The following is a 23,397-nucleotide window of genomic DNA, read 5'->3' as shown; positions in this document are numbered from 1 at the left end:
CTCTTATTCAATACCTAAATGTTTTTCGATTTTATCAATTCGTTTGTACTCATCAATAAAGAACTTGACCTCATCCATCAACATCATCGTAGTCATCAACGTATCTTGACCATGGACCATGATGAAAGTCACATCCATATCTTCACCACCGGCTTCTTTACTCAAAAGCTTCGTTTGTTCATTATGTGCATCAACGATTGACTGATTTGCCTCCTCAACACAACTATCTGCTTTATCAAACTCACCTTTTTGTGCATGTCGTAGTGCTTCAATCAAACTTGCTTTAGCATCACCAGAGTATGCTACGATGGAAAATCCTGTCATTGAAATTTCTTCTTTTGTTGCCATAAATAAAACCTCCTGAAAATCGTTACGTTTTTATTTTTCTTGTATTAAGCGTTGAACATGAATCACAAAGTAAACCAATTCATTATCATTTAATGTAATGTTCAAATCATTCTCAATCTTACGACATATTTCGTTAGATATTTTGTATGATTTAGGGTAAAGCTTCTGAAAATCTGATTCGATATTTTGATTTAATATTCGTTTATCCTGCTCATCAGTTTGTATTCGAGCAACTAGATATTGTAAATGAATCATTAAACGATCAAAGTAATTCTGATTCGTTATATTTCTGGTTATGCCATATTCTCCGAAAACCGATTGAACAATTTTATTTACATTGTTTCCAAAATCAGCCTGATCCATCTTATTTGTATCTACGGATGCCTCGCTACCGTGAGCATTGATAAAGTGCAAAGCAATTGGTTGAGCAGCATCTTTAGGAAAACGAATATTTAAATCCTGATTCAGCATTTCAACCGCTTTGTCAGCAATTTCATATTCAACAGGGTACTTATCTCGAATGTCAGGTGCTGAGCTTTTTTGATACTTGCCTGTCATTATGTGTTTGTAAGTTTGTGATATGTGGTCTGTTAAAGTTACGTATATATAATCGAGAACTGGATAATTGAAAGTTTTTTTTGCCATTTCAATAATAGCGAAACTCGTCATTGTGATATCAATTGGGACATCTTTCAATAACGTGCTAAATCTTTCTTTTGCTTCATCAGTGTTTAAGTAAAAAATTCTTTCCACTTGTTTGGGTGATACATCATCCCCATGTCGCTTCTGAAAACCAACACCCTTACCTTGAATAATTGCTTGATCTCTATTACCGATATCAACAAGGACAGTGTTATTGTTGTAAACACGATTAACTACTAACAAAGCATTCCCCCCTTTCTCAAAAAAAAATGACCATACACTCTGCCTGTTAGCAAAGTCTATGGTCATGCCTAATTTAATAGTAACAATCCAACGTTTTATTTAACTTACAAAATTTATTATAAGCACCTATTTCTGTTTTGTAAACGCTTTCTGTATTAATTTTTTTATTTTTATCATATTATCTTAATAAAACATTGTGATTCTTGAATATAAAGCCAGCCTGATTCGGCTCTAAAATGGGCTGCCCAAAGGCTATATTTATCAGTATCGCTGACCAGCCATTCTATATTCAATGGATTTTATAAAATTACATTCACAAATCATATAAATCGGTAATAATTATAGTTTTATTATCTCCTATTATTAGGATAAATTGTTTATTTAGTTTATTTTTCTGAAGGTGGAAAGGTGGAAAATTAATCTAACGATTGCTATTACAGGTCTAGAGCTAATTTATTTAATTACTCAGAAGCTTTCGTCTTATTATTCCTGCCATTAAAAAAACAACTAGTTGGAAGAGCTGAGAGTATTCATTTGTAGCGAAAGTGGCGTTATTGCTTCAGCAATTACACCACCGGGCGTGTTGAAGACTCGCGGGTTTTGCGAGTCTTCAACCGAGGTTCGAGACCGTACTTTGGCTCGGGCCGTTCCGCGCAGCAATTGAATACTCTCAACTCTGGAAACGGCATACTTAACTAAAGTTATTCTTATTATAAAAGCCAGACTACCTCAAACACAGAACATACAACTGGATAAGATATTTTAAAATTACAATAAATTTAATAAAATAATTTTTTTATTTAAAGTTTTTCAAATATGAATTCAATAAGTCGGCATTTTCAGTATTACAGGTGTTTCAAATTTTTGTAAGATTAGATTTATTCTAATTTTCGCTACCAATTTACCGGGAAATGCTATAAACTATCATTAATCTCATATTTGAAAGGGGAACTTTAACATATGTCTAATTCATTACAAGCTATCGAATCAAATGCCTTTTATATCAATCCTAATCGGTCAGTTGCTGTAATTAATTACAACGAAGAATATGTTCAAGATATTTTTCAGTTAATCAACAGCAAAGGTTTTCACAATTTAGTTGACCTATATCTAGAAGAGAGTCAACTGGCTGTAACCAATAGGGTAGAAGGTTTACAAACCGATACTTACATCAGTATCCTGAAAGCTATCTTAATTGATGACAAGCCTTCATATGAAAAATACGGTAATGAACAGATTTTGAAGAGTATTGAAGATTTCTACTCATACTACCGTTCATACTTTAGAGTTTCTCTTATCAATAAGCACAGCAGTGCCATTGTTAAAGGTAACTTTATGAATATTGACAACCGTTTCAATGAAGTCGTTATTCACCTTTATCGTGCTATTGAAGAAAAAATTCAAGGATTTCCTAACCGTACTTACCGTCAAATCAACGCTGGTACTAATGCCTGCGTCCTAACACAATCCATCAAATGGGCAACTCCAACAAAATACCAAGCTCTCGAAAGCATTCGTTTCTTGGACACGATCATGTTACGTCCACCAATGATGATGCACACTAAGAGTAATAAACGTGAAGGTGTTTTCAGTGCCGTCAAAGACAATCCGATTGATAAATTCGATGGTAATCAAAAAGACTGGTATTGTTTCCCTGCTAAAATAGGTGAAAGCTTAGCCTTCATTTATTTCCATCGCGATTATTTTGTCAGTGGCATTGCTTTGGCCAATTTATTCGAAGTCGCAGACGCTGACAGTATTGCTGGCCAAAAGCCTGACGAAATTATTCTCTTCGGTCTCAAAAAGACTGAAGGTGATGTCAGCCACTATTATCATGATGAAGAAAATGATATTTGGGTCGGTGAAGTTCCTTATAACGACAAGACAACTTACTTCGGTTACATGAAGAAAATGTGTCTCACCGTCCATAACTTGCACATGATTTACGAAGACCGCTTGCCAATCCATGGTTCAATGGTTAACATCAGTTTTTCAAATGGTAAAACTAAGTCAGTTGTTTTCTTCGGTGATTCTGGTGCCGGAAAGTCTGAATCAATTGAAGCATTACAAGAAGTCGCTGATGATAAAATTATCAATATTGAAACTATTTTTGACGACATGGGCAGTTTTGCTTTCGACGATGAAGGTAATGTTTACGCCCAAGGTACTGAAACAGGTGCATTCGTTCGTTTGGATGACTTGAGTAGTTCAGTCGCCTTTAATAATATGGATCGTGGTATTTACTTGAATCCTGAGCTCAAAAATGCTCGAGTTATCTTACCTGCCAACACTTATAAGCATGTGATCGAACATCATTCAATCGACATGTGGGTCTATGCAAATAACTACGATTCAGAAATTGGTTTACATCAATTCCCTGACGAAGATCATGCTAAGGCAACATTCATTTCTGGTAAACGTAAAGCTCTTGGTACAACTGATGAAGTTGGTATGAGTACAACCTTCTTTGCCAACCCATTTGGCCCCGTGCAAGAGGAAGAAAAGACTCGTCCTATTATCGATAAAGTCTTCAATAAACTCTACCAAGATAAAATCTACGTTGGTGAAATCTATACTCACTTGGGTTATGACAAATCAAAAGATAGTCTTCAAGAATCAGCTAAAGAATTATTATCAGAATTGATGAATAACTAAAGTTTGATGCATTATGCCGTTTCCAGAGCTGAAAGTATTCATATGCTGCGCGGTACGATCCGAGCCAAAAAGCGGTCTCGGATCTCGGTTGAAGCCTTACCAAAAACCGGTAAGTCTTCAACACGCCCGGTGGTGTAAGAGTAAAGCTCTAACGCCACTTTCGCGACAAATGAATACTTTCAGCTCTTCCAACTAGTTTTTTTATAATAAGAATGTTCATCTGTGAGCTCTTGCCATTTAACTAAATTGGTAAATAAATTGAATTTAGGACTGTAACAGCAATGTTTATATCACCTTTCAACCTTCAGATGAATAACTAAACTTCAAAAAAATAAGCCTCCCATTTTTTAGTTGGGGGCTTATTTTTTGTTGTATTGCCGATTAATTAATTGAGTTAATTTTTGTAAATCTTGTGTTTGTTGAATATTTGTTTTTTTTCGCATCTTCGGATTATTCAGCTGATATTTTGCTGCATTTGGAGCTTTGACCCAAACGTTATAGCGCGGATTTTCGATTGCATAAGAGTTATTGATAGTAAATCCACTCTGTTTCAGAGCGGCGTTATACTCAGTCGGTTCATCCAAATGGTTTGGAATCAGACCGACAATAATCTTCGAGCCAATTTTCGGTAATGGAAACTCATCATTTTTGACTAGCATCTCACGGTCTGAATCCTTTGGTCTGGTACTATGCGAGTACCAACGATCAAACGATACTAACCCACCATCAAAGGCTAAATAAATTTGTTTATTTTTCAATGACTTATCACCACTGATAACTCGATTGACAAAAATAGTTGCCTTAGTATACGACATCTCTTCAGGACTACTCATCTTTTGTAGATTATAAACTGTCCCCTCGATCACTGTCTGACTATGATTCTGCAACTGTTCGAATGATGTACTAACAACTGCTGTTCTATTGTTAAATTCGTCACTGTGAATCACATCGGCCTTAGCTGTATGCTTCTGCCAAATTTTTTGATTTCGAATGATCAATTTAGAGGATTGTTCATGTTTAACTTGTCGAGCATTCGAATTATTCAACGCATTAACACTATACGCTGACAATGGTAAAACAAATAATAATAAGGCCACAATAATCATTAGTGTTTTTTTCATCGCAATTCTCCCCACCGTCATTATCGCACGTAGTGGAATACTGTTGTACCGCGATTATTTTATATAAAACACTAAAATTTTTGTCTTATTTTTATCAATTAATAATTGGTCAAAATCGACTTTCTATCGGTCGTGTGGTCCTTAAAATACTCATACTGCATTAATTCTAAATATGATCCTGAAATATTTGTAATATTCGTATACCCCAGATTATTCAATGCACGTACCATATTGTAGCTCCGTTGACTTGATTGACAGTGAATATAAACTGGTTTATCCGTTGGAATTTCATCTAGGCGCTGACGGAACTGACTTAAAGGAATATTAACTGATGTTGTAATGTGTCCAGCTGCGTACTCATTAGGCTCGCGCGCGTCAATAATGAATGCACCACTCTCAACCAATGTACGAACCTTACTAATTGAAATTTGACGGTATTCACCATTGAGAATATTTTCTGCCACTAAAGCTGCTATATTGACCGCATTTTTTGCCGTACTGAACCAAGGCGAGTAGCTCAATTCCAAATGAGTTAGATTCGAAATATTCCCATGCATCGAAATCATTGTTGCGATAATATCAATTTGCTTGTCGATCCCAGATTTTCCAACTGCTTGAGCACCAAGGATTTCACCACCTGGATAGCTAAAGACCAACTTCAAAAAGATAGGTGATGTATCAGGCATAACGCCGACACGGTTCTGAGGTATAACGGTGACAGCACGGTAATCAAATTTATTTTGTTTGCAGGCCGCTTCAGTTAAACCAGTCGATGCAACATTCAAATCGAATAAATGAATCACTTGTGAACCAATTACCCCTTGATTCTGAACTGGACGTCCATACATATGATCGACTGCATCGCGCGCTTCCATTTGTGCGGGAAAAGCTAGTGCTAAACGAGTTTTCTGACGAGTAATCATATTGGTAACTTCAATTGCATCACCAACCGCGTAGATATTTGGTACCGAAGTTTCAAACTGTTGATTAACCTCAATCCCTCCAGTTACGCCAATCTTGCAGCCAGTCTTCTTTGCCAAAGCTACATCAGGACTGACACCAATCGCTACAATTACTGCTTGAGCATTAAACTTTTTGCCGGAGGCCAAAGTAATATGTTGATCACTTATTTCAGCCAAACCGTCATTCAATACAACTTGAACACCATTATCATATAAATTTTTGTGAACTAACTGAGCAAAATCATCATCGATTGTTCCTAAAACATGATCAGACGCTTCAACCAATGTAATTTTCTTGCCAGTTTGGGCAATATTTTCAACAACCTCCAAACCGATAAAACCACCACCAATAACTGCAACATCAGTAACACGATTATCAGTTAAATATGATTGTAATTTTTTTATATCGACAACATTTCGGACCGAGAAAACATTTGATTTATCAATACCTTTTATAGACTTTGGCATGATAGGATTAGCTCCAGGCGATAATACCAATTCGTCATAAACTGCAGTTCTAATTTCACCAGTATTGATATTTTTTACTTGAACCGTCTTCGTATGAGAATCAATATCAATCACTTCCGAGTTAACTTCAGCTTTGATATTATATTGTTTTTGAAATTGTTCTGGAGTCTTCATAACAATACTGTCAGCATCAGGAATCAGACCGCTCAAATGATATGGCAAAGAACAATTAGAAAACGAAACGTTAGGACCTTTTTCATACATCGTAATATCAGCCGATTCATCTAAACGTCGAGCTCTAGCAGCTGCTGAAGCTCCTCCGCCAACACCACCAACAATTACAATCTTCTTATTAGCCATTCGCTTTAATCCCCCTTTTTTTCTTTATCACATCATAACATTTTGCCGCTTTCAGTTGCTATAAATGGATGCTGGCCAATAATAGTTTTAGAATCACTACACTATGCGTGGTGCTAGTTAAATATCCCATCTACAGAGTTGGGAAATATTCAATTGCCAACAAGCACCAAGCTTGATATCTAAATTTGGACAAGAATTAAATCTAACCGTGAAAATTGTAATTTAGTTAAGTAACAGAACTAGGGGGAACCCTTTCCTGGGCTTCTCGGATTCTCTAAGTTTGGTTATAGAGGTATTTTAAAGCATTTTTGTCAGGCATTAAATATTAAAACTGACAAAACAAAAAGAGCTGTATCACACCTAATTGTTTGCGGCTTAAGTGTGATACAACTAATTTTTTTGTCCAATTTACCTATAATTCAATCACATTATATTCAAATCCTAAATCATTTAAAAATTTAACTAAATCATCCATTTTAACGAAAATAGTTTTCGTATTGTCATTAGGGTGGAAAGTCAGTGGGATATCACCAACAATGTCTTTTTCAAAGTATACTTGAACATCCTTTTCTTGATTGTTTAACAAACCAAAAATAGAAACGACACCAGGTTTCAAACCCAATTTTTCCATCAAACTAGCTTCAGAAGCAAACTTGATGTGTTTTTCACCAACGATTTCCGCAAAACGATTCATATCCAGACGCTTATCATCATCCATAAAAACTAAATAAAAAGCTTTTTTCTTCTTATTAGTTAGGAATAACGACTTAGTTCTAATGCCAACTTTTCCTTTAATATATTCATCCGCAGTTTCAGTAGTGAAAACCGCCGGATGTTCAACAATATCATAAGAAATATTCAATTTAGATAATTCAGCCTTAACCTGCTCGAATGGACTCATAACATTTCCCCCCTGAACCTTTTAGCTTCATTCTATCAGAGAAATGCCCATCATTTAGTGATTTTATCAAAAATGAAATATGAGTAGAGAACTAGCTGGAAGCGGGCCACCTTAGAACAATGTCAAAACAAACCAAATTGCAGTTAACACGCTGATTTTAATCTTATCTGACTGTGGTACTTCCAAAAATTTCCAGTTTAATCCGGCCAAAGTTCCAAAACCAATCACACCTGAAACTCCTTTGATCCAAATATTAGTTTTACCAGCAATCAGGAAGGCAATAATCAACAAAGCAGATTCAATTGTTAAACCAATTGCCATATTAATAGCTAGCTTAACTTGGTAATTATCGTTATTTTTTAGCAATAAGGTAAATAACCAATAACCAATTGCAAAGGTAATTGCCGCACCAATTATATAGATCAACAGCTTCAACCACTTACCCATTTGTGGCATATCTGAAACATTAGGATCAGCTAAAATCACTTGGATAACTTGTACCAAAATACTGATCAAGACTGCCCCCAAAACAGAAAGTCTATCTAATTTATATAAATTTTTCATATTTTCCCCTACTCTTCTTTCAACAATCCAACTAATTCTGATTTAGCCGCTTTATTTGATGGAATAAATCCGAATATCAAACCAACCGCAGTTGAAACGGATAGCGATAGGATTAATGCATACGCCGTTATAACGGCCTTGAATGGTAGGAATGCATTGATAATTGCGACTAGAATGTAGCCTAATATAATTCCAATGATTCCACCGATGACACAAAGAACAACACTTTCAATCAGAAATTGATTTCTAATATCTCCCGAAGTAGCACCAAAGGCACGACGGATTCCAATTTCCTTGCGACGTTCAGAAACTGTGATGTACATAACGTTCATAACGCCGATACCAGCAATTAATAATGAAATTCCCGCGATAAAGGCAATAAAGTACGTAATATCATTTAAGACACGAGTGAATTGTTTACTGATAGCATCCGGATTAGAAACCGAGTATTTACCAATATTTTTCTGCTCGCCCATCTTCTTCATCCGTTTAACAGCTGTTCGGCCAATTTGTTTCTTATTCGCATTTGGTTGAACATACAATTTGGCCTGATCTTTAGAAATCTGATTAGCAAATAAATCTTTGAATACTTGTTTAGAAACGTATGCATCGGGACGATAATTCATATCACCGATATGATAAATTCCTTGCACAACGAAAACTGTTCCATCAATTGAAATCAAACGATTGATGGCATTTTCTTTGAATAATTTGTGTGCCAAATCTTCAGAAATATAAACTCCATTCGAAGAGCCAGTCATATTGAAATAAGTTCCCTTGACCAATTTCAAATGTTTGGGCTGCTTATTTAATCCAATCGAAATGTTCTTAGTTTTATATTGAACTTTAGCACCAGCCTCAACTATGCTACTAGCTAATTTTACACGATCAACACCTGGAACCTTGCTCAAAACTGAGGCGTCATTTGCCGTGAAACCACCGTCAGTATTGTAATCAGATGTTGATTCCCACTGTAAAGTAACTTTATTACGCGTATCGTGACTACCCATGCCTTTAGTAACAGTATGTGTAAAGCCATCCCCGATTGCTAAGATACAAATAACACTGGCGATACCAATAATAATTCCCAGCATCGTTAAAAAGTTACGATTTTTATTCTTACCAATTGATTTGAGAGCAATCATAATTTTATCAGTCATGATTTTTCACACTCTTTTCATCATTATACAGACGGCCATCACGAATATAGACTGTGCGCATTGCATAATTAGCTACTTCGCTATCATGAGTAACCATAATAATAGTTGTTCCGGCTTGATTCAACTTCGTAAAAATTTCCATGATTTCTTTACTAGTCTTGGAATCCAAGGCACCAGTTGGTTCGTCAGCGATGATCAACTTGGGGCGGTTAACAATGGCCCGAGCAATCGCAACCCGTTGTTGTTGACCTCCAGATAATTCAGCTGGACGATTCTTTTCTTTTCCAGTCAAACCAACCTTTTCAATGACATCTTCAACCATTTCGTGTTTCTTACTTTGCTTTTTCTTACTATAAATAAGAGGAATTTCAATATTTTCATAAACGTTATATGTCGTCAATAATTTAAAGTTTTGGAAAACAAATCCTAGTTGATCCCCACGAATTTGTGATAATTCATTATCGTTAACATCTTTGTAGCTTTTACTTTCAAGCAAGTATTCACCAGTATAACTTTGGTCCAACAATCCTAAGATGTTGATCAAAGTCGATTTACCTGATCCAGAAGGTCCCATAATTGCCAAAAATTCCCCATCAGCGACCTCTAAATCAATATTCTGTAACACAGTGAATTTGCCATAAGTTTTACCTATATCAGTAACTTTAAGCATCATTTCACCGCCTTATTTTAAAACTAGCTTGTCGCCAGCCTTAAGCCCATCGATTACGTAATAATCTTGATCTTTTTTATTCATTGTTACGTGTTTCTTATGCTTCTTGTCATTCTTTAGAAGATAGACTGTATTCTTATTCCAAACTGCTTTGGCAGGAATCTTATAACCATCTGATTCAGTCTTAATTTGAACGTGCATACCGTATGGAAGATTGTCCTCAGTCGCAACACGGAAGTGATAGTAAGAAACATTGTTAGTGCTGTAAGGAATGGCATCTTTTTGCTCGTAATTACCAGAAATTTTGGTACCATCATTCTTGATGATTGTGACGTCCGCACCAAGCTTGATTTTATCAAGACTGTACTCATTAACATTCCCTTGGATAACTGGAGCCCCATAAATATAACTTCTACCAGCATCATCCTTGTAATATGTACCGCTGATCGGTGCTAAAACAGTTCTATTTTGAACCTTGTTGATTTTATTGATCTTAGCTTGAGTTTCGGCTAACATTTCCTGATTTTTACTCAATTCAATTTTGTCAGCAGTCGTCTTATCGGTTGAATTATATGCTTGAATAGCAAGTTGAGCCTGTTGAATTTCGGCATTGGCACTTGCCAAATCACTGCTCATATCACGATAAAAGCTGAATAATACTTGTCCCTTTGTAACTTTTTGACCATTGATGACACGAGTTGAAGTTAAAGTTTCATCCTCACTCTTTGGTTGGTCACTAATCGCCTGCTTATCTGTCTCTTGAACAATACCGTTGAAATAATTAGTATTGTCACGCTGCACAGTATAAGTTTTGTAATCTATTTTATTAGTATCATTCTTAAAGCCGTTTCCTAAAACTAAAAAAAGAATAACGGCAATCAGGACAACATTAATACCCCAAATAGCTATCTTAATTTTCTTCATAAATACTCTCCCTAATTTGCTTATCTTAAATAGCATAACAGTCTTAAACTAGACAAAAATTGGCGTACTGTCAATGTTTGAAAACAAAAAAATAGAGCATTTCTGCCCTATTTTTTAATAGAATTTAATAGTATCAATATTGTTGGCGTTTACAAAATTTCACTTTTTTTACTTTAATTAATTCTCTTATCTAAAGGCTTAAAGTTTAGTTAAGTATGCCGTTTCCAGAGCTGAGAGTATTCAATTGCTCGCGGGACGGCCCGAGCCAAAGAGCGGTCTCGAGCCTCGGTTGAAGCAATAACGCCACTTTCGCTGCAAATGAATACTCTCAGCTCTTCCAACTAATTTTTTTCTTTGATAACAGGAACAATAAAACGAATATTTCTGATTATTTAAATAAATTAACTCTAGGACTGTAACAACAGCGGTGATATTAATTTTTCGCCTTTCAACCTTTAGTTCTCTTATTTAAAAATTATTCAGTATACATTTATACAAAAATATCATATATCCATGAAGCACCGAATCCAAAAGCCGGTGGGTGTCAATAATGTAGTCCGCAATGCAGGTGGCGTTACGGCTTTAGCCGTTACACCACGGGACGAGTTGGAGACTTACCGAACTGTGGTAAGGCTTCAACCCGAGGTGCGAGACCGTACTTTGGCTCACACCGGTCCCCATAGCGGAACTACATTATTGACACCCACCGGCGAATCTGAACAATTAACTATGCAGTAACAATTTTTGAAGTCTTATCCTGACGTTTCAATCCAATTCCTGTGAACCCACTAATAATAGAAAGAAGTGGTGACAAGAGACTGAAGAAACAGAATGGTAAGAAGGCTAATGTTGGTACTCCTAAGGTATTAGCAGCGAAAGCTCCGGCAACTCCCCAAGGAATCAAGTAGTTGATAACTGTACCACCATCTTCAAGTACACGACTTAAAGCTAAATTATCCAAACCATGTTCATTGAATGTTTGTTTGAATGCTTTACCTGGCAAGATAACTGACAAGTATTGTTCACCAACAAAGATATTAACTCCGATACCTGAAAGAATTGTTGCGGTAACGACAGCTCCTGGTGTCTTGAGCTTCTTAGCTAGTGGTGTCATAGCTGTTTGAATGACGTCAAACTTCATTAACAAGCCACCTAATGAGAGTGTTAGAAAAATCAATGAGACAGTACCCATCATAGAAGAAATCCCTCCACGAGTAAGCAAGGCGTCAACACTGGCATTTCCAGTTTTGGAAACAAAGCCATTTTCGATAAATCCGGCAATATCTTTAATCGGTGTTCCTGGTTTTTCAATGAAGATCATTCCAACAGTTACGGTGATGTTCAAAATCAAGGTAGCAATTGCTGGAACTTTCATAATTGAACAGGCGAATAATAAAGCAATTGGTAAAATTGACCACCATGTAATGATGAAGTTACTATTCAAAACATTTAAAGTTGTATCGATTTTAGTTAAACTTGCGCCTGATCCAGCATTTCCTAGAATAGCGTAAAGAATTAGGGAAATGATAAATGCTGGAATCGTCGTCCACATCAAATTTTTAATGTGGTCGAACAAGTCATCTTCGGCAATTGCTGAAGCTAAGTTAGTTGAATCTGAAAGTGGTGAAGTCTTGTCACCGAAAATGGCACCTGAGATAATCGCACCAGCAACTAAGGCTGGATTCATCCCTAAAGTCTGGCCCATTCCGAATAGTGCGATTCCGATAGTTGAAATAATAGTAAATGCACTACCGATCGATGTACCAATCAAGGCACAAACTAAGAAAACTGATGGTACGAACCACTGTGCTGAGATCAAATGGAAACCAGCCACCATCATTGATGGAATAATTCCGGCCGCGATCCATGTACCAATCAAAGCTCCGATTAAAATAAAAATGAAGATTGGAATAATACCATTTTTAACGCCATCGGTGATACCTTCAAAAATTTCATCCCAATCAGAACCTCGAACTTTAGCCCATAAAATCAATAATCCGATAACGACTAAAACTGGTGTCTGAGGCGACAAGCCAAACTTGATAACTCCAAATCCTAAAACAATCAGCATCACTACTAAAATTGCGATTGCTTCTCTAAAACTAACATTTTTCTTACTCTTATCCATTTTGAATCCTCCAAATTGTTTTTTTTATCTAATGCTAGAAAAAACTAATATCGAGGATTACCACCACATGTATTGATCATCTTTCGTACCCCTTTGTATAAAAAAAGTCCCCGCTGCAAATATATGCAACAGGGACGATTTACCGTGGTACCACCCAGCTTGAGAATAGTTCAAAAAAACTATTGCTCCACTCTTGAGAATAACGGTTCTCTTATTCCGCTTGGAAAACCAAGTCATGTCTGGTATTTCATAACTGCACCCTGACCGGTTCGCATCAACCACCGGCTTTCTTACGCCCAGATACATTACTAATTAATTCAGACACTTATATGTGTTTATTTGATTGCCTTAAACAATAACAGGCAAAATACTATCTGTCAACTTTAAATATTTTTTTATGCCATTCGGCGGTCGATGAATTTTGACAACAATGATAAGGCATAACAGACAACGAAGTACATTACGGCCATGGCAACGAAAACAGGAATAATGTAATTAGGGTCTTGTCCATAAACAACTTGACCATGTTGCATCAACTCTGGCACAACGATAATTGTGGCCAAAGATGTATCCTTGATCAACGAAATAAACTGACTTACTAAAGCCGGAATCATTTTCTTATAAGCTTGTGGTAAAACAATGTGCCACATTGCTTGCGACATTTTCATTCCCATCGCACGTGAGGCTTCCATTTGTCCGGGATCAACCGCGAGAATACCTGAACGGATAATTTCGGCAATCATCATTGATTCGAAAACCGTCATCGCTAAAATGGCTGCTGGAATCGTATCTGGTTTGAACCCAAACGCTGGCAATCCAAAATAAACGAAGAAGATAATCAACAGCAATGGTAAATTACGAATAACATCGATGATGAACCCAACTATTCTTGATAAATAAGGAATTTTAGCATAACGGATAATTCCTAAAACTGATCCTATGATGAAACTTAAAATTACTGAGATAACTGAGATCAAAATCGTGATCCATAAGCCTTGGAGAAGAAATCTGATATTGATCCATGAATAAGCGTCAATCCAATTTTGCATAATCTACCCCTCCTAAGCCAATTTCTTTTCTAGATGTTGCATGTAATAACTGATTGGCAACGTTATGATCAAGTAGAAAATACCGACGATAACGTAAGTATTAACAGTATCAAACGTTTGTGAAGCAATCGCGTTACCTTGATACATCAAATCAAATCCAGCTACAAAGGCTAGAACTGATGAATTTTTGACCAAGTTAACGAATTGATTACCCAATGGTGGAATTACATACTTGAAAGCCTGTGGCAAAACGATATAACGCATCGCTTGCCAGAATGTCATCCCTTGTCCACGCGCAGCTTCCATTTGTCCGGGGTCAACTGAATTGATACCGGCACGAACTGTTTCAGCAATAAAAGCTGATGTATAAATCGTCAAGCCGATTGTTCCGGCTGTAAATCCATTGATTTTAACGATATATAGTGGGATTACCAAATAAAAGAACATGGTAATAACTAATAGTGGAATATTACGGAAAATTTCAACGTAAATATTACCGATAATACGTAAAAACTTATTTGGAACTACTTCGAGAATTGCGAACAGTGATCCGATAATTAAACTAAAGAACAGTGCCAAAACACTTGATAGCAACGTCCAACCAAAACCACTGATAAATTCACTCCAGTTACTTGTTAGTAGATGAATCATTTGCGTAGCACCTCCTTGTAGTTAAATCCAGGTACATTACCAAACCATTTCATAATCAATTTATTGTATGTACCATCGGCTTCTACTTCACTCAAAGCCTTGTTAATAGCTGATTTGAGGTCAGTTTGACCTTTGTTGATACCAATACCGTAAGGTTCAGTTGTAAAGGCCTTACCTTGTAGCTTGTAGCCCGGATTGTTAACGGCCATACCAGCTAAAATAACATTATCAGTTGTCAAAGCATCACCCTGACCTGACTTCAAAGCTGTTAAGGCTTGCGCATAATCTGGCAATTGTAAAACTCGAGCCTTTGGCGCAAATTTTTTAACATTTTGAACTGAGTTTGAACCAACAACACCGATAATCGTCTTGTTATTAAGATCCTGAACTTTCTTAATTGGAGAACCATCTTTAACTAAAATTGATTGTCCAGCATCAAAATATGAGTTAGAGAAGTCAATTGTCTTTTGACGTTCAGGCGTTATGGTCATTGTAGCGATGATGGCATCAATATTACCATTCTTCAATAAGGGAATCCGTGACTGTGATGTAACGGTAACAAACTTAGCTTTAGCGTCTTTACCATACATTTTTTTAGTAATTGCCTTAGCTAAATCAATTTCAAATCCCTTTTCTTGTCCGTCTTTAACATCCACCAAACCAAGCAACTTAGTATCGGCTTTAACACCCCAAGTTACTGTTTTAGTTTTCTTGTCATTTTCATAAAGATTTTGTGACGACAGTGATTGTGAACCACAGCCGGCCAATGTAAAGACTAGAAGTAAAGAAGTGATAATTACTGCAAAATATTTCCAGCGTTTCATATTCTTACCCCCTCTAGTGTTTAATGATCTTACTCAAGAACTGTGTAGCACGTTCATTAGTTGGATGATTGAAGAAAGTATCCTTGTTATCATCCTCCAAAATTTCGCCATCAGCCATGAAGATAACTCGGTTAGCAACTTCTTGAGCAAAACCCATTTCATGCGTTACGATCAAAGAAGTCATATCACTTTGGCTAGTAACATATTTGATAACCTTCAAAACATCGTCGATCATTTCTGGATCCAGCGCACTTGTAGGTTCGTCAAATAACATACAACGAGGCTTCATAGCTAAAGATCTGGCAATGGCGACACGTTGTTTTTGACCACCAGAAATTTGTGAAGGCATATTATGAGCTTTATCAGCCAAGCCGACTTGATCTAGCAGAGCCATAGCTTGTTTTTTATTTTCATCTTCATTCATTTTTAAAACGATACGGGGTGCTAACATGATATTTTCTAGGACATCTTTGTTGGCATACAAGTTAAAATGTTGGAAAACCATACCAACATCACGTCTAATTCGGTTAATATCAGTTGAACGTTCAGCAATATCACGTCCATTAACGATAAGTTGCCCCTCTTGAATTGTTTCCAATCCATTGACAGTTCTAGACAAGGTACTCTTACCTGATCCAGATGGTCCAATCAAAACAACCGTTTCACCCTTATCGATTTCCAAATTAATATCCTTTAAAGCGTGGAAATCGCCGTAATACTTTTGCACATTGCGGAATTCAATCATTGATGACATAGTTAAATACTCCCTTCATACCTCATACATAATAATCTTAAAACAATTATATTAAGAAAATTCTAATGTTTAATTTAAGATTTGGCAACAAAAAAACGTTTTGTGAAAAAATTGTTCGTATTTTTGCCAATTGAACATGGTCACAAAAAAACTATAACACCAATGTTAAGGCGATTATAATCCTTGCACTTATTAGATTAAAAATATTTTTACGAACAAACCAAAAAATCCATGTTATTAGAATAACGTGGATTTTTTTAATACTGTCTGTGAATGTAAAATATGCTATCTCCAGATTCGAAAAATATTCATTGATTGGACACTTCAAGCGCTTCCACTACCCACAAACATTTCTCATACCTGTGGTGCTAGTTAAATATGCCGTCTACAGAGCTGGACATTCAAATTACAAGGTTATTTCATAGTCAATTTATTTAAATAATCAGAAATTTTCATTTTATTCCCGCTGTTAAAAAATAAACCAGTTGGAAGAGCTGAGAGTATTCATTTGCAGCGAAAGTGGCGTTAGAGCTTTAGCTCTTACACCACAGGGCGTGTTGGAGACTTACCGCTTTGTGGTGAGGCTTCAACCGAGGTACGAGACCACATTTTGGCTCGGGCCGTTCCGCGCAGCAATTGAATACTCTCAGTTCTGGAAACGACATACTTAACTAAACCTTCAACCTTTAGTTGAGAATACTTAAATCCCAAAAAAAGAACCAAGACTTTTGATAATCTTGACTCTTTTAAAGTATTTTCGAAAGTTGTTGAGGATTTCGAAATCTAAAAATAGATTAATTATTAAGGGGGGAGCTTCTTGTTTCCAAGAAGCTGCGCACAACAGGTCCATACCCGGTGTGCGCAGTTCCTTGGAACGGAACTGCTGTATCTTATTTGAGTACAATTTTTTTGTAAAGATATCTCGTTACGAAATAATAACCGAGATACAATACGATGAAGATTGCAAAAGGTATTTCAATGTTTGCATATGGTTTATATAGAATCTTATTAAACATTTGTAAACCTAACAACACATGTACAATTCCTAAAATAGCTGGAACTGAGAAGAGTACACCGATTTCTTTATTGATCGTGGCACGCAATACTTTTTGTTGTGTACCAATTTTATAAAGCATGTTATAACGCTTAACATCACCATTCGCACCTGATAGAATTTTGAACATCAGACAACTTGCTAACATTGCTAAGAAAGCAATTCCTAGGAAGAAGCCCATGAATTCTAGTCCAGAGAAGAAACCATTGATCATTGTGTAGGCACTGTATTTATCGGCTCCCGCATTTTTCAAAACTGGATATCGTTTAACTTCAGCCTTTGAAATGGACTTAATTTCGGCCAAATTATTCTTGAAGGAATTAGTCTTAACTAGCACTGTTGTAGTTGTAGGTGCATTGATGGCATTAAATTCTTGCGTATTAACGAATTTAACTACTTTTCCTCGTTGATCTGGCATCCGTGTATTCATCAGCTCGAATTTAGCATTGTCATTTTTACTAGGATCAGCGGTAATTTGTTGCTTAGAAATCATTGTCTTCGTATCAATTTGAGCATATCCTAACGGCTGCTTTTTGAACTCACTGGTTTTATAATAGACATTTGTCTTATCAACTTTGAAGTTATAAATATTCTTCTTTTCGATATTCAAACCCTTGAGTCTCTTTTGTTGTGCTGCATCAGGATTAGTCAATTGCACATCATAGTAATTTTGACCGTTGACGACATTGTCAATTTGGTTATTGAAACCTAGTCCCACTGTGATTGCACCTAATGCTAAAGCAAACATGATGGAAACCATGGAGAGAATTTTAGTGTAGTCATTGATTCTAAAACTCAATTGAGAAAGTGTAAAATTGTTCAATCCTTTTTGAGAATACTTAGTGTTGTGCTTTAACATCACGATAAATGCGGTAACAAAGGAATTGATAGTAAAATACGTTCCACCAACGATCGTTACTAGAGCAATCGGAATGCCAATCATGATAAAGCCAGGATTTTGACCGATATACCACATTGATAGGTAGCCTAGAGCTAAAAGTACTAAACCAAGCACTGCTTGAACAGCCTTTAAAACGCCGTTACGTTTAATTTTAACTGGTTGACTGTCACGATTAAGCAATGTTAAAACCTTGCTGCGACGTAATGACATTGAATTTTTGATAGCGGAAAACATGAAGATAACAACGAAAAATACAAATGTCGATAATAAAGCTGGTAAATAAAAACTATTGAAATGCTTAACTTGCATATCCAAAGCACTGATAATCCACTTGCTGACAAAGCCTGTTGCCAAAATTCCTAAGGCCGTTCCAATTAATGTTGAAATAGCACCGATAGCAAACGTTTCGATAAAAATCATTCGAGAAATTTTACTACTCTTGGCACCAAGCATCATGAACATTCCATATTCCTTTTGGCGCATACTCAACAGAAATGTGTTGGCATAATTGATATAAACAATCGTGATAATAGCTAATAGCACGATTCCAAAGCCAAAGATGAAGCTAGTTGCGGACGCTGGGGAGTTAGAGTTCAAAAACGATTTATTAGTTGCCAGTGACATGAACATGTAGAAAATAGCTGATGCAATCATCAAGCCGGAAAATAACACACTATAATCTCGTATTCGATGTTTAATGCCACTCAAGGCTAATTTGTTTAGCATATTTGTCTCCCCCCTATTCTGCGAATGTTCCCAATGAGTCTAAGATTTCTTGATAATATTCAGCCCGACTATGATCTTCTTTCTTCAATTCTTGACCGATTTCACCATCTTTAATGAAGAGGATGCGATCACAGAAACTAGCTGAGAATGGATCATGGGTCACAAGTAAAATCGAAACGTTATCTTCACGATTAATTTTTGTTAGTGTATCCATCAAAGCACGAGCGCTCTTAGAATCAAGTGCACCAGTTGGTTCATCTCCAAAAACGATTGATGGTTCGTGTACCAAAGCACGAGCAGCGGCAACACGTTGTTTTTGACCGCCAGATAACTCAGTTGGATAGTGATTCAGAATCTCGGTTAATCCTAGTTTTTCGGAGATATTCATAACGGCTGGTTTGATTGCTTTAGCAGGTTTGTTTTGTAGAGCTAATGGCAAAGCAATATTTTCATAGGCAGTGAGGTTTTCTAATAAGTTGAAATCTTGAAAAATGAATCCAATCTTATTAGAACGAAAATCGGCCATTTCATTATTCTTTAGTTTAGTAATATCTTGACCAGCAATTTCAACACGACCACTAGTTGGTGTATCTAATGTTGAAAGGATATTTAGCAACGTTGTCTTACCTGAACCTGAAGCACCCATAATTCCAACGAATTCGCCAGGTTTAACTTCAAAATTAACGTCTGATAAAGCCTTAAATTGTTTCTCACCGGCCTTACCATAAATTTTTTCAATATTTTGTACATCGACGATTTTTTGCATTTGTACTTCCCTCCATTTGATATATCTATCATAACTGGTGGGGTGTTTGGGGTCGTGCGATTCTCCTTACATTTTCTTACATTTCTGTAAGTTACTCTTACGTTGTGGAATTAAATATTTATTGAAATACCTCTATAATCAAACTTAAGGAGAAATCCAAATAGATCAAACAGTCTTTATCTATTAACTACGAATAAGCCGGGAATCAACCATAATAATCCGCGATAAGATAATTTGATGGTAAAATATAAGAATATAACACGTAGTAATGGTTAATTATGCCGGCTTCAGCGCGAGAAATATTCTTTAGCTATCCCGACTAGTTGTTCTTTAATAAATAAAAGCTGAGGGGTCTTCATATGATTGATGAAATTCAAAAAGACATTGAACAGTACCAAAAAATTATTATTCTCAGACATCAAAATCCTGATCCTGATGCTGTTGGGTCGCAGATTGGATTGAAAACAATGCTTCAAGAAGCCTACCCAACTAAACAGATTTATGCGACGGGAATAGATCTAGCTGTCCTTGATTGGATTGGTCAAATGGACCAAATTTCAGCGGATACCTATCAAGATTCCCTCGTAATTGCCGTGGATACTGCTAATGCTCCTAGAATTGATAATAATGGTGACTACCTCAAAGCTAGTAAGATTATCAAAATCGATCATCACCCCAATGTTGATTCGTTTGGAGAAATTAATTGGGTCGATGAGTCTTTTTCTAGCTGTGCTGAAATGATTTATACTTTGGCCGATAAACTAGAGCCACTACATGTTTCACAAGAAACTGCCTTTAGCCTCTATTCTGGAATCGTCGGTGACACTAACCGCTTCTTGTATGGCGAAACTGATTATCGAACTCTAAAAATTTCAGCTAAATTAGCTAAAACTGGAATCGATATTTCTCAGGTTGCTTTGCATGAAGATGAGATGTCATTACAAGTAGCTCGTTTAGAAGCTTATATTCTCAATAATTTTCAAGTTACCACTTCTGGATTTGGCTACATCATCATTAGAAAAGCAGCCTTCGATAAATTCAATTTGGCTGACGGTGAATTGGATCACGCTGTGCCTTTAATTGGACGCATCAATACCGTTAACAACTGGATTGTCGTTAGTGAAAAAGAACCCCACCATTTCCGCGTCAACTTACGTTCCAAAAATGTTGCTATTAATGGGATTGCCGAAAAATTTGGCGGTGGTGGTCATCCCTTAGCCAGTGGTGTTTACGTTGGCAGCATGGATGAAGTTAATGATTTGATTAAAGATATGGATAATCTGAATAAAAATATTTAAAACTCAAGAGGTCGGAAATCCGGTCCTTTCCTAAGGATGGTTAAAAGTTAGTCGTCTCCAGGACTGAGAATAATTCTGATAAATAATTATAGATACATTACATAAAAATGAGTTGTATTACACTTAAGGAATCAAATAATTAAGTGTGGTACAACTCATTTTGTTAGTTTTTATATTTAATGACTGACACAAATGCTTTAAAAATAATTATTAACTAATCGTTGAAATGTGAAAATTAATATAACCGTTGTAGTTACCGACCTAGAACTAATTTATTTAAAGCCCGATTTAAATACTCTGAAGTCTTAATTTTGTTGTTCATGCCATTAAAAGAATAAATTAGTTGGAAGAGCTGAGAGTATTCATTTGCAGCGAAAGTGGCGTTAGAGCTTTAGCTCTTACACCACCGGGCGGGTTGAAGACTCGCGGGTTTTGCGAGTCTTCAACCGAGGTTCGAGACCGCTTCCCAGGCTCGGGCCGTTCCGCGCAGCAAATGAATACTCTCAGCTCTGGAAACGGCATACTTAACTAAACCTTAAAACTTTAATTATTGAAATACTTCTATAATCAAGCTTGAGAAAGAACCTCAATCCATGATTATTTCTCAATTAAATTAACCGCTGACTCTGTTTTTGAATCAAGCAATTGTAACATTTGTTCAATCTTCGATTTATCAACCTCATCAAAAGATAAATCCAAATCAACTTCTCGATCATCCTTTAATTTTAAACCTAGATAATAAGAACTCGGATATAAATACACTAAATATGCACTAGCTGCGGCTGCCTTAATATTTGAGGGAACCTGAATCTTTTTTCCGACAACTAAACTTGCACTTGTAATCTCGTTCAAATTTATTGTTATTTGATTTCTTCCGAAAGGAATCAAAATCGCCTTGAATCTTTTAATAGCAGTGCTGTAATCGTAGTATTCAATCTGTGCTTGATCAATTTGCCAATATCCATACGCATCTGACAGGTTAATCACATACAAGGCTAGTGCTACTATCAGACAGAGTAGTCCGAACATAATACTGATTCCAGTTTGTTTTGACAAACTAAAAAAAAATCCTCCTACTACCAACCCGACACTTACACTAATTAACAAAGGCACATAACTAATTTTGCGTCCAAATTTCAACTTTCTCATGATGCCCCTGCTTATTTATCTCGTAATTCATAAAGTTTTTTGGTCAAACTGATACTTCTATCTTTTACCATTTCAGCAATATTTTGTTTATCAATAAATTCAATGTTTTTTCGCTTCATAAATGAAATTATCGTTGATAGCATCTGACGTTCTTTAGATTTAGGCCAATAATACTGACGTAAATCTAGATGAATCTTCTGATCATCTTTTGTTGTTAGAACAAAATAAAAATTTTCCCGTATATATTGACCGAAATTAGGCGTATAGAATCCAAATATTAAGATTGTAGATTCGGGATTGACGTCCCATAAATCTAATTTTACTTCTATATTTTTAATCTGGTTATATGGAACATATTGAGTCTTTCTCATATACAATAACGCTTTAATGGGAATCTTTATTTCATCTAAACTATCATATGTGTTCTTTTGGTTATCCGTATATGTAATGCCTTTTTTTCCCAAAGACCAGTACGTGTAATAACGTTTGAAATCAAAAGGAGTCAAGAACACAAGCATGAAATAAGCTGCTGCAAACCCCAAAACAGGCATATAGAAATTATTAAAAGATGTGTAAAACAATATCCCCAATATAAATGGAATCAACAGAAGAAATATTAGCCATCGATTTTTTGGCTTTCCATAATTGAATGGGAAGTGTAGATACGGTTCACCAGTAATCAATTCATCCAATGAAATATCCAGCAAGCCACTCAACGAAATCAAATTATCGATACTAGGTAAATTCTCTCCCGTCTCCCATTTTGAAATCGATTGTCGTGAAATACTCAACGCTTCAGCCAATTGTGACTGAGATAATTCATTTATTTTTCTGTATTTAACAATATTATTTGCCAATGACATCTGTTCACTCCCCAACGTTCACATTAAGGAAAACCCATTCACTTTTTAAAATTGCAACATAATACCTATTTATCTCGTAATTCATAAAGTTCTTTGGTCAAACTAATACTTCTATCTTTTACCATTTCAGCAATATTTTGTTTATCAATAAATTCAATGTTTTTTCGCTTCATAAATGAAATTATCGTTGATAGCATCTGACGTTCTTTAGATTTT

20 protein-coding genes are annotated in these 23,397 nt (G+C 36.0%); 2 read left to right on the top strand and 18 right to left on the bottom strand.

From position 1 onward, the window contains the following. Positions 1–3: 3 nt before the first annotated feature. Positions 4–348 (bottom strand): PTS lactose/cellobiose transporter subunit IIA, encoded by a 345-nt coding sequence (locus FFM71_RS00355; protein ID WP_137610191.1) that lies wholly within the window; start codon positions 346–348, stop codon positions 4–6. 30 nt (positions 349–378) lie between these two features. Further along, positions 379–1,233: a PRD domain-containing protein gene (locus FFM71_RS00350; RefSeq protein ID WP_223876441.1), complete on the bottom strand. Its 855-nt coding sequence runs from the start codon at positions 1,231–1,233 to the stop codon at positions 379–381. A gap of 960 nt (positions 1,234–2,193) precedes the next feature. On the opposite strand from FFM71_RS00350, the gene FFM71_RS00345 reads away from it, so the two are divergent. Continuing rightward, positions 2,194–3,888 carry a radical SAM protein gene (locus FFM71_RS00345; RefSeq protein WP_137610189.1) on the top strand — a complete coding sequence of 565 codons (1,695 nt, stop codon included), beginning with the start codon at positions 2,194–2,196 and terminating at the stop codon, positions 3,886–3,888. A gap of 359 nt (positions 3,889–4,247) precedes the next feature. Here the strand turns inward: FFM71_RS00345 and FFM71_RS00340 are convergent, their stop codons facing one another. The 14 genes from FFM71_RS00340 to FFM71_RS00275 form a co-directional block, all read right to left on the bottom strand. Continuing rightward, positions 4,248–5,009: a hypothetical protein gene (locus tag FFM71_RS00340; protein WP_137610188.1), complete on the bottom strand. Its 762-nt coding sequence runs from the start codon at positions 5,007–5,009 to the stop codon at positions 4,248–4,250. Positions 5,010–5,107: 98 nt separating this feature from the next. Beyond that, complete coding sequence (locus FFM71_RS00335) at positions 5,108–6,799, bottom strand: FAD-dependent oxidoreductase (RefSeq protein ID WP_137610187.1); 1,692 nt, start codon at positions 6,797–6,799, stop codon at positions 5,108–5,110. Positions 6,800–7,211: 412 nt separating this feature from the next. Then, complete coding sequence (locus FFM71_RS00330; RefSeq protein WP_137610186.1) at positions 7,212–7,700, bottom strand: prolyl-tRNA synthetase associated domain-containing protein; 489 nt, start codon at positions 7,698–7,700, stop codon at positions 7,212–7,214. A gap of 111 nt (positions 7,701–7,811) precedes the next feature. Continuing rightward, positions 7,812–8,264: a hypothetical protein gene (locus FFM71_RS00325; RefSeq protein WP_137610185.1), complete on the bottom strand. Its 453-nt coding sequence runs from the start codon at positions 8,262–8,264 to the stop codon at positions 7,812–7,814. Between the two features lie 8 nt (positions 8,265–8,272). Next, positions 8,273–9,424, bottom strand: a complete 1,152-nt coding sequence (locus FFM71_RS00320) for an ABC transporter permease (protein ID WP_137610184.1) — start codon at positions 9,422–9,424, stop codon at positions 8,273–8,275. Next, entirely contained in the window at positions 9,417–10,094 is a 678-nt protein-coding gene (locus FFM71_RS00315) for an ABC transporter ATP-binding protein (protein WP_137610351.1), read from the bottom strand. The genes FFM71_RS00320 and FFM71_RS00315 overlap by 8 nt, the downstream gene beginning before the upstream one ends. A 12-nt stretch (positions 10,095–10,106) precedes the next feature. Further along, entirely contained in the window at positions 10,107–11,018 is a 912-nt protein-coding gene (locus tag FFM71_RS00310; protein WP_137610183.1) for an efflux RND transporter periplasmic adaptor subunit, read from the bottom strand. A gap of 727 nt (positions 11,019–11,745) precedes the next feature. Beyond that, complete coding sequence (gene nhaC, locus FFM71_RS00305; RefSeq protein WP_137610182.1) at positions 11,746–13,146, bottom strand: Na+/H+ antiporter NhaC; 1,401 nt, start codon at positions 13,144–13,146, stop codon at positions 11,746–11,748. A 395-nt stretch (positions 13,147–13,541) separates the two neighbouring features. Further along, entirely contained in the window at positions 13,542–14,195 is a 654-nt protein-coding gene (locus tag FFM71_RS00300) for an amino acid ABC transporter permease (protein ID WP_137610181.1), read from the bottom strand. A gap of 12 nt (positions 14,196–14,207) precedes the next feature. Then, positions 14,208–14,846, bottom strand: a complete 639-nt coding sequence (locus FFM71_RS00295; RefSeq protein WP_137610180.1) for an amino acid ABC transporter permease — start codon at positions 14,844–14,846, stop codon at positions 14,208–14,210. Further along, positions 14,843–15,670: a glutamate ABC transporter substrate-binding protein gene (locus tag FFM71_RS00290; protein WP_137610179.1), complete on the bottom strand. Its 828-nt coding sequence runs from the start codon at positions 15,668–15,670 to the stop codon at positions 14,843–14,845. Before FFM71_RS00290 ends, FFM71_RS00295 begins: the two co-directional genes overlap by 4 nt. 13 nt (positions 15,671–15,683) lie before the next feature. After that, on the bottom strand, positions 15,684–16,415 hold the full coding sequence (locus tag FFM71_RS00285; protein ID WP_171000429.1) for an amino acid ABC transporter ATP-binding protein: 732 nt from the start codon (positions 16,413–16,415) through the stop codon (positions 15,684–15,686). An 899-nt stretch (positions 16,416–17,314) separates the two neighbouring features. Beyond that, positions 17,315–19,105 (bottom strand): FtsX-like permease family protein, encoded by a 1,791-nt coding sequence (locus FFM71_RS00280; protein WP_137610177.1) that lies wholly within the window; start codon positions 19,103–19,105, stop codon positions 17,315–17,317. A gap of 13 nt (positions 19,106–19,118) precedes the next feature. Then, positions 19,119–19,871 (bottom strand): ABC transporter ATP-binding protein, encoded by a 753-nt coding sequence (locus tag FFM71_RS00275; protein ID WP_137610176.1) that lies wholly within the window; start codon positions 19,869–19,871, stop codon positions 19,119–19,121. Positions 19,872–20,230: 359 nt separating this feature from the next. Between FFM71_RS00275 and FFM71_RS00270 the strand changes: the two genes are divergently transcribed. Beyond that, positions 20,231–21,169, top strand: a complete 939-nt coding sequence (locus FFM71_RS00270) for a DHH family phosphoesterase (RefSeq protein ID WP_137610175.1) — start codon at positions 20,231–20,233, stop codon at positions 21,167–21,169. 597 nt (positions 21,170–21,766) lie between these two features. On the opposite strand, the gene FFM71_RS00265 is transcribed toward FFM71_RS00270, so the two are convergent. Next, a complete protein-coding gene (locus FFM71_RS00265) occupies positions 21,767–22,225 on the bottom strand; it encodes a hypothetical protein (protein WP_137610174.1) in 459 nt (152 codons plus the stop codon). A 104-nt stretch (positions 22,226–22,329) separates the two neighbouring features. Next, positions 22,330–23,181 (bottom strand): helix-turn-helix domain-containing protein, encoded by an 852-nt coding sequence (locus tag FFM71_RS00260; protein ID WP_137610173.1) that lies wholly within the window; start codon positions 23,179–23,181, stop codon positions 22,330–22,332. Positions 23,182–23,397: the final 216 nt, after the last annotated feature.

Source organism: Companilactobacillus huachuanensis, from assembly GCF_005404815.1.
Taxonomy (GTDB): domain Bacteria; phylum Bacillota; class Bacilli; order Lactobacillales; family Lactobacillaceae; genus Companilactobacillus; species Companilactobacillus huachuanensis.
Note: the sequence above shows the minus strand (reverse complement) of the source record. Positions and strands in the feature narration are given on the sequence as shown.

What these genes read in the sequence shown, in the direction of transcription:
- FFM71_RS00260 (WP_137610173.1), bottom strand. Translation starts at nt 23,181, where the DNA reads ATGTCATTGGCAAATAATATTGTTAAATACAGAAAAATAAATGAATTA.
- FFM71_RS00345 (WP_137610189.1), top strand. Translation starts at nt 2,194, where the DNA reads ATGTCTAATTCATTACAAGCTATCGAATCAAATGCCTTTTATATCAAT.
- FFM71_RS00270 (WP_137610175.1), top strand. Translation starts at nt 20,231, where the DNA reads ATGATTGATGAAATTCAAAAAGACATTGAACAGTACCAAAAAATTATT.
- FFM71_RS00295 (WP_137610180.1), bottom strand. Translation starts at nt 14,846, where the DNA reads ATGATTCATCTACTAACAAGTAACTGGAGTGAATTTATCAGTGGTTTT.
- FFM71_RS00310 (WP_137610183.1), bottom strand. Translation starts at nt 11,018, where the DNA reads ATGAAGAAAATTAAGATAGCTATTTGGGGTATTAATGTTGTCCTGATT.
- FFM71_RS00280 (WP_137610177.1), bottom strand. Translation starts at nt 19,105, where the DNA reads ATGCTAAACAAATTAGCCTTGAGTGGCATTAAACATCGAATACGAGAT.
- FFM71_RS00325 (WP_137610185.1), bottom strand. Translation starts at nt 8,264, where the DNA reads ATGAAAAATTTATATAAATTAGATAGACTTTCTGTTTTGGGGGCAGTC.
- FFM71_RS00355 (WP_137610191.1), bottom strand. Translation starts at nt 348, where the DNA reads ATGGCAACAAAAGAAGAAATTTCAATGACAGGATTTTCCATCGTAGCA.
- FFM71_RS00300 (WP_137610181.1), bottom strand. Translation starts at nt 14,195, where the DNA reads ATGCAAAATTGGATTGACGCTTATTCATGGATCAATATCAGATTTCTT.
- FFM71_RS00330 (WP_137610186.1), bottom strand. Translation starts at nt 7,700, where the DNA reads ATGAGTCCATTCGAGCAGGTTAAGGCTGAATTATCTAAATTGAATATT.
- FFM71_RS00285 (WP_171000429.1), bottom strand. Translation starts at nt 16,415, where the DNA reads ATGATTGAATTCCGCAATGTGCAAAAGTATTACGGCGATTTCCACGCT.
- FFM71_RS00315 (WP_137610351.1), bottom strand. Translation starts at nt 10,094, where the DNA reads ATGCTTAAAGTTACTGATATAGGTAAAACTTATGGCAAATTCACTGTG.
- FFM71_RS00290 (WP_137610179.1), bottom strand. Translation starts at nt 15,670, where the DNA reads ATGAAACGCTGGAAATATTTTGCAGTAATTATCACTTCTTTACTTCTA.
- nhaC (WP_137610182.1), bottom strand. Translation starts at nt 13,146, where the DNA reads ATGGATAAGAGTAAGAAAAATGTTAGTTTTAGAGAAGCAATCGCAATT.
- FFM71_RS00335 (WP_137610187.1), bottom strand. Translation starts at nt 6,799, where the DNA reads ATGGCTAATAAGAAGATTGTAATTGTTGGTGGTGTTGGCGGAGGAGCT.
- FFM71_RS00340 (WP_137610188.1), bottom strand. Translation starts at nt 5,009, where the DNA reads ATGAAAAAAACACTAATGATTATTGTGGCCTTATTATTATTTGTTTTA.
- FFM71_RS00275 (WP_137610176.1), bottom strand. Translation starts at nt 19,871, where the DNA reads ATGCAAAAAATCGTCGATGTACAAAATATTGAAAAAATTTATGGTAAG.
- FFM71_RS00320 (WP_137610184.1), bottom strand. Translation starts at nt 9,424, where the DNA reads ATGACTGATAAAATTATGATTGCTCTCAAATCAATTGGTAAGAATAAA.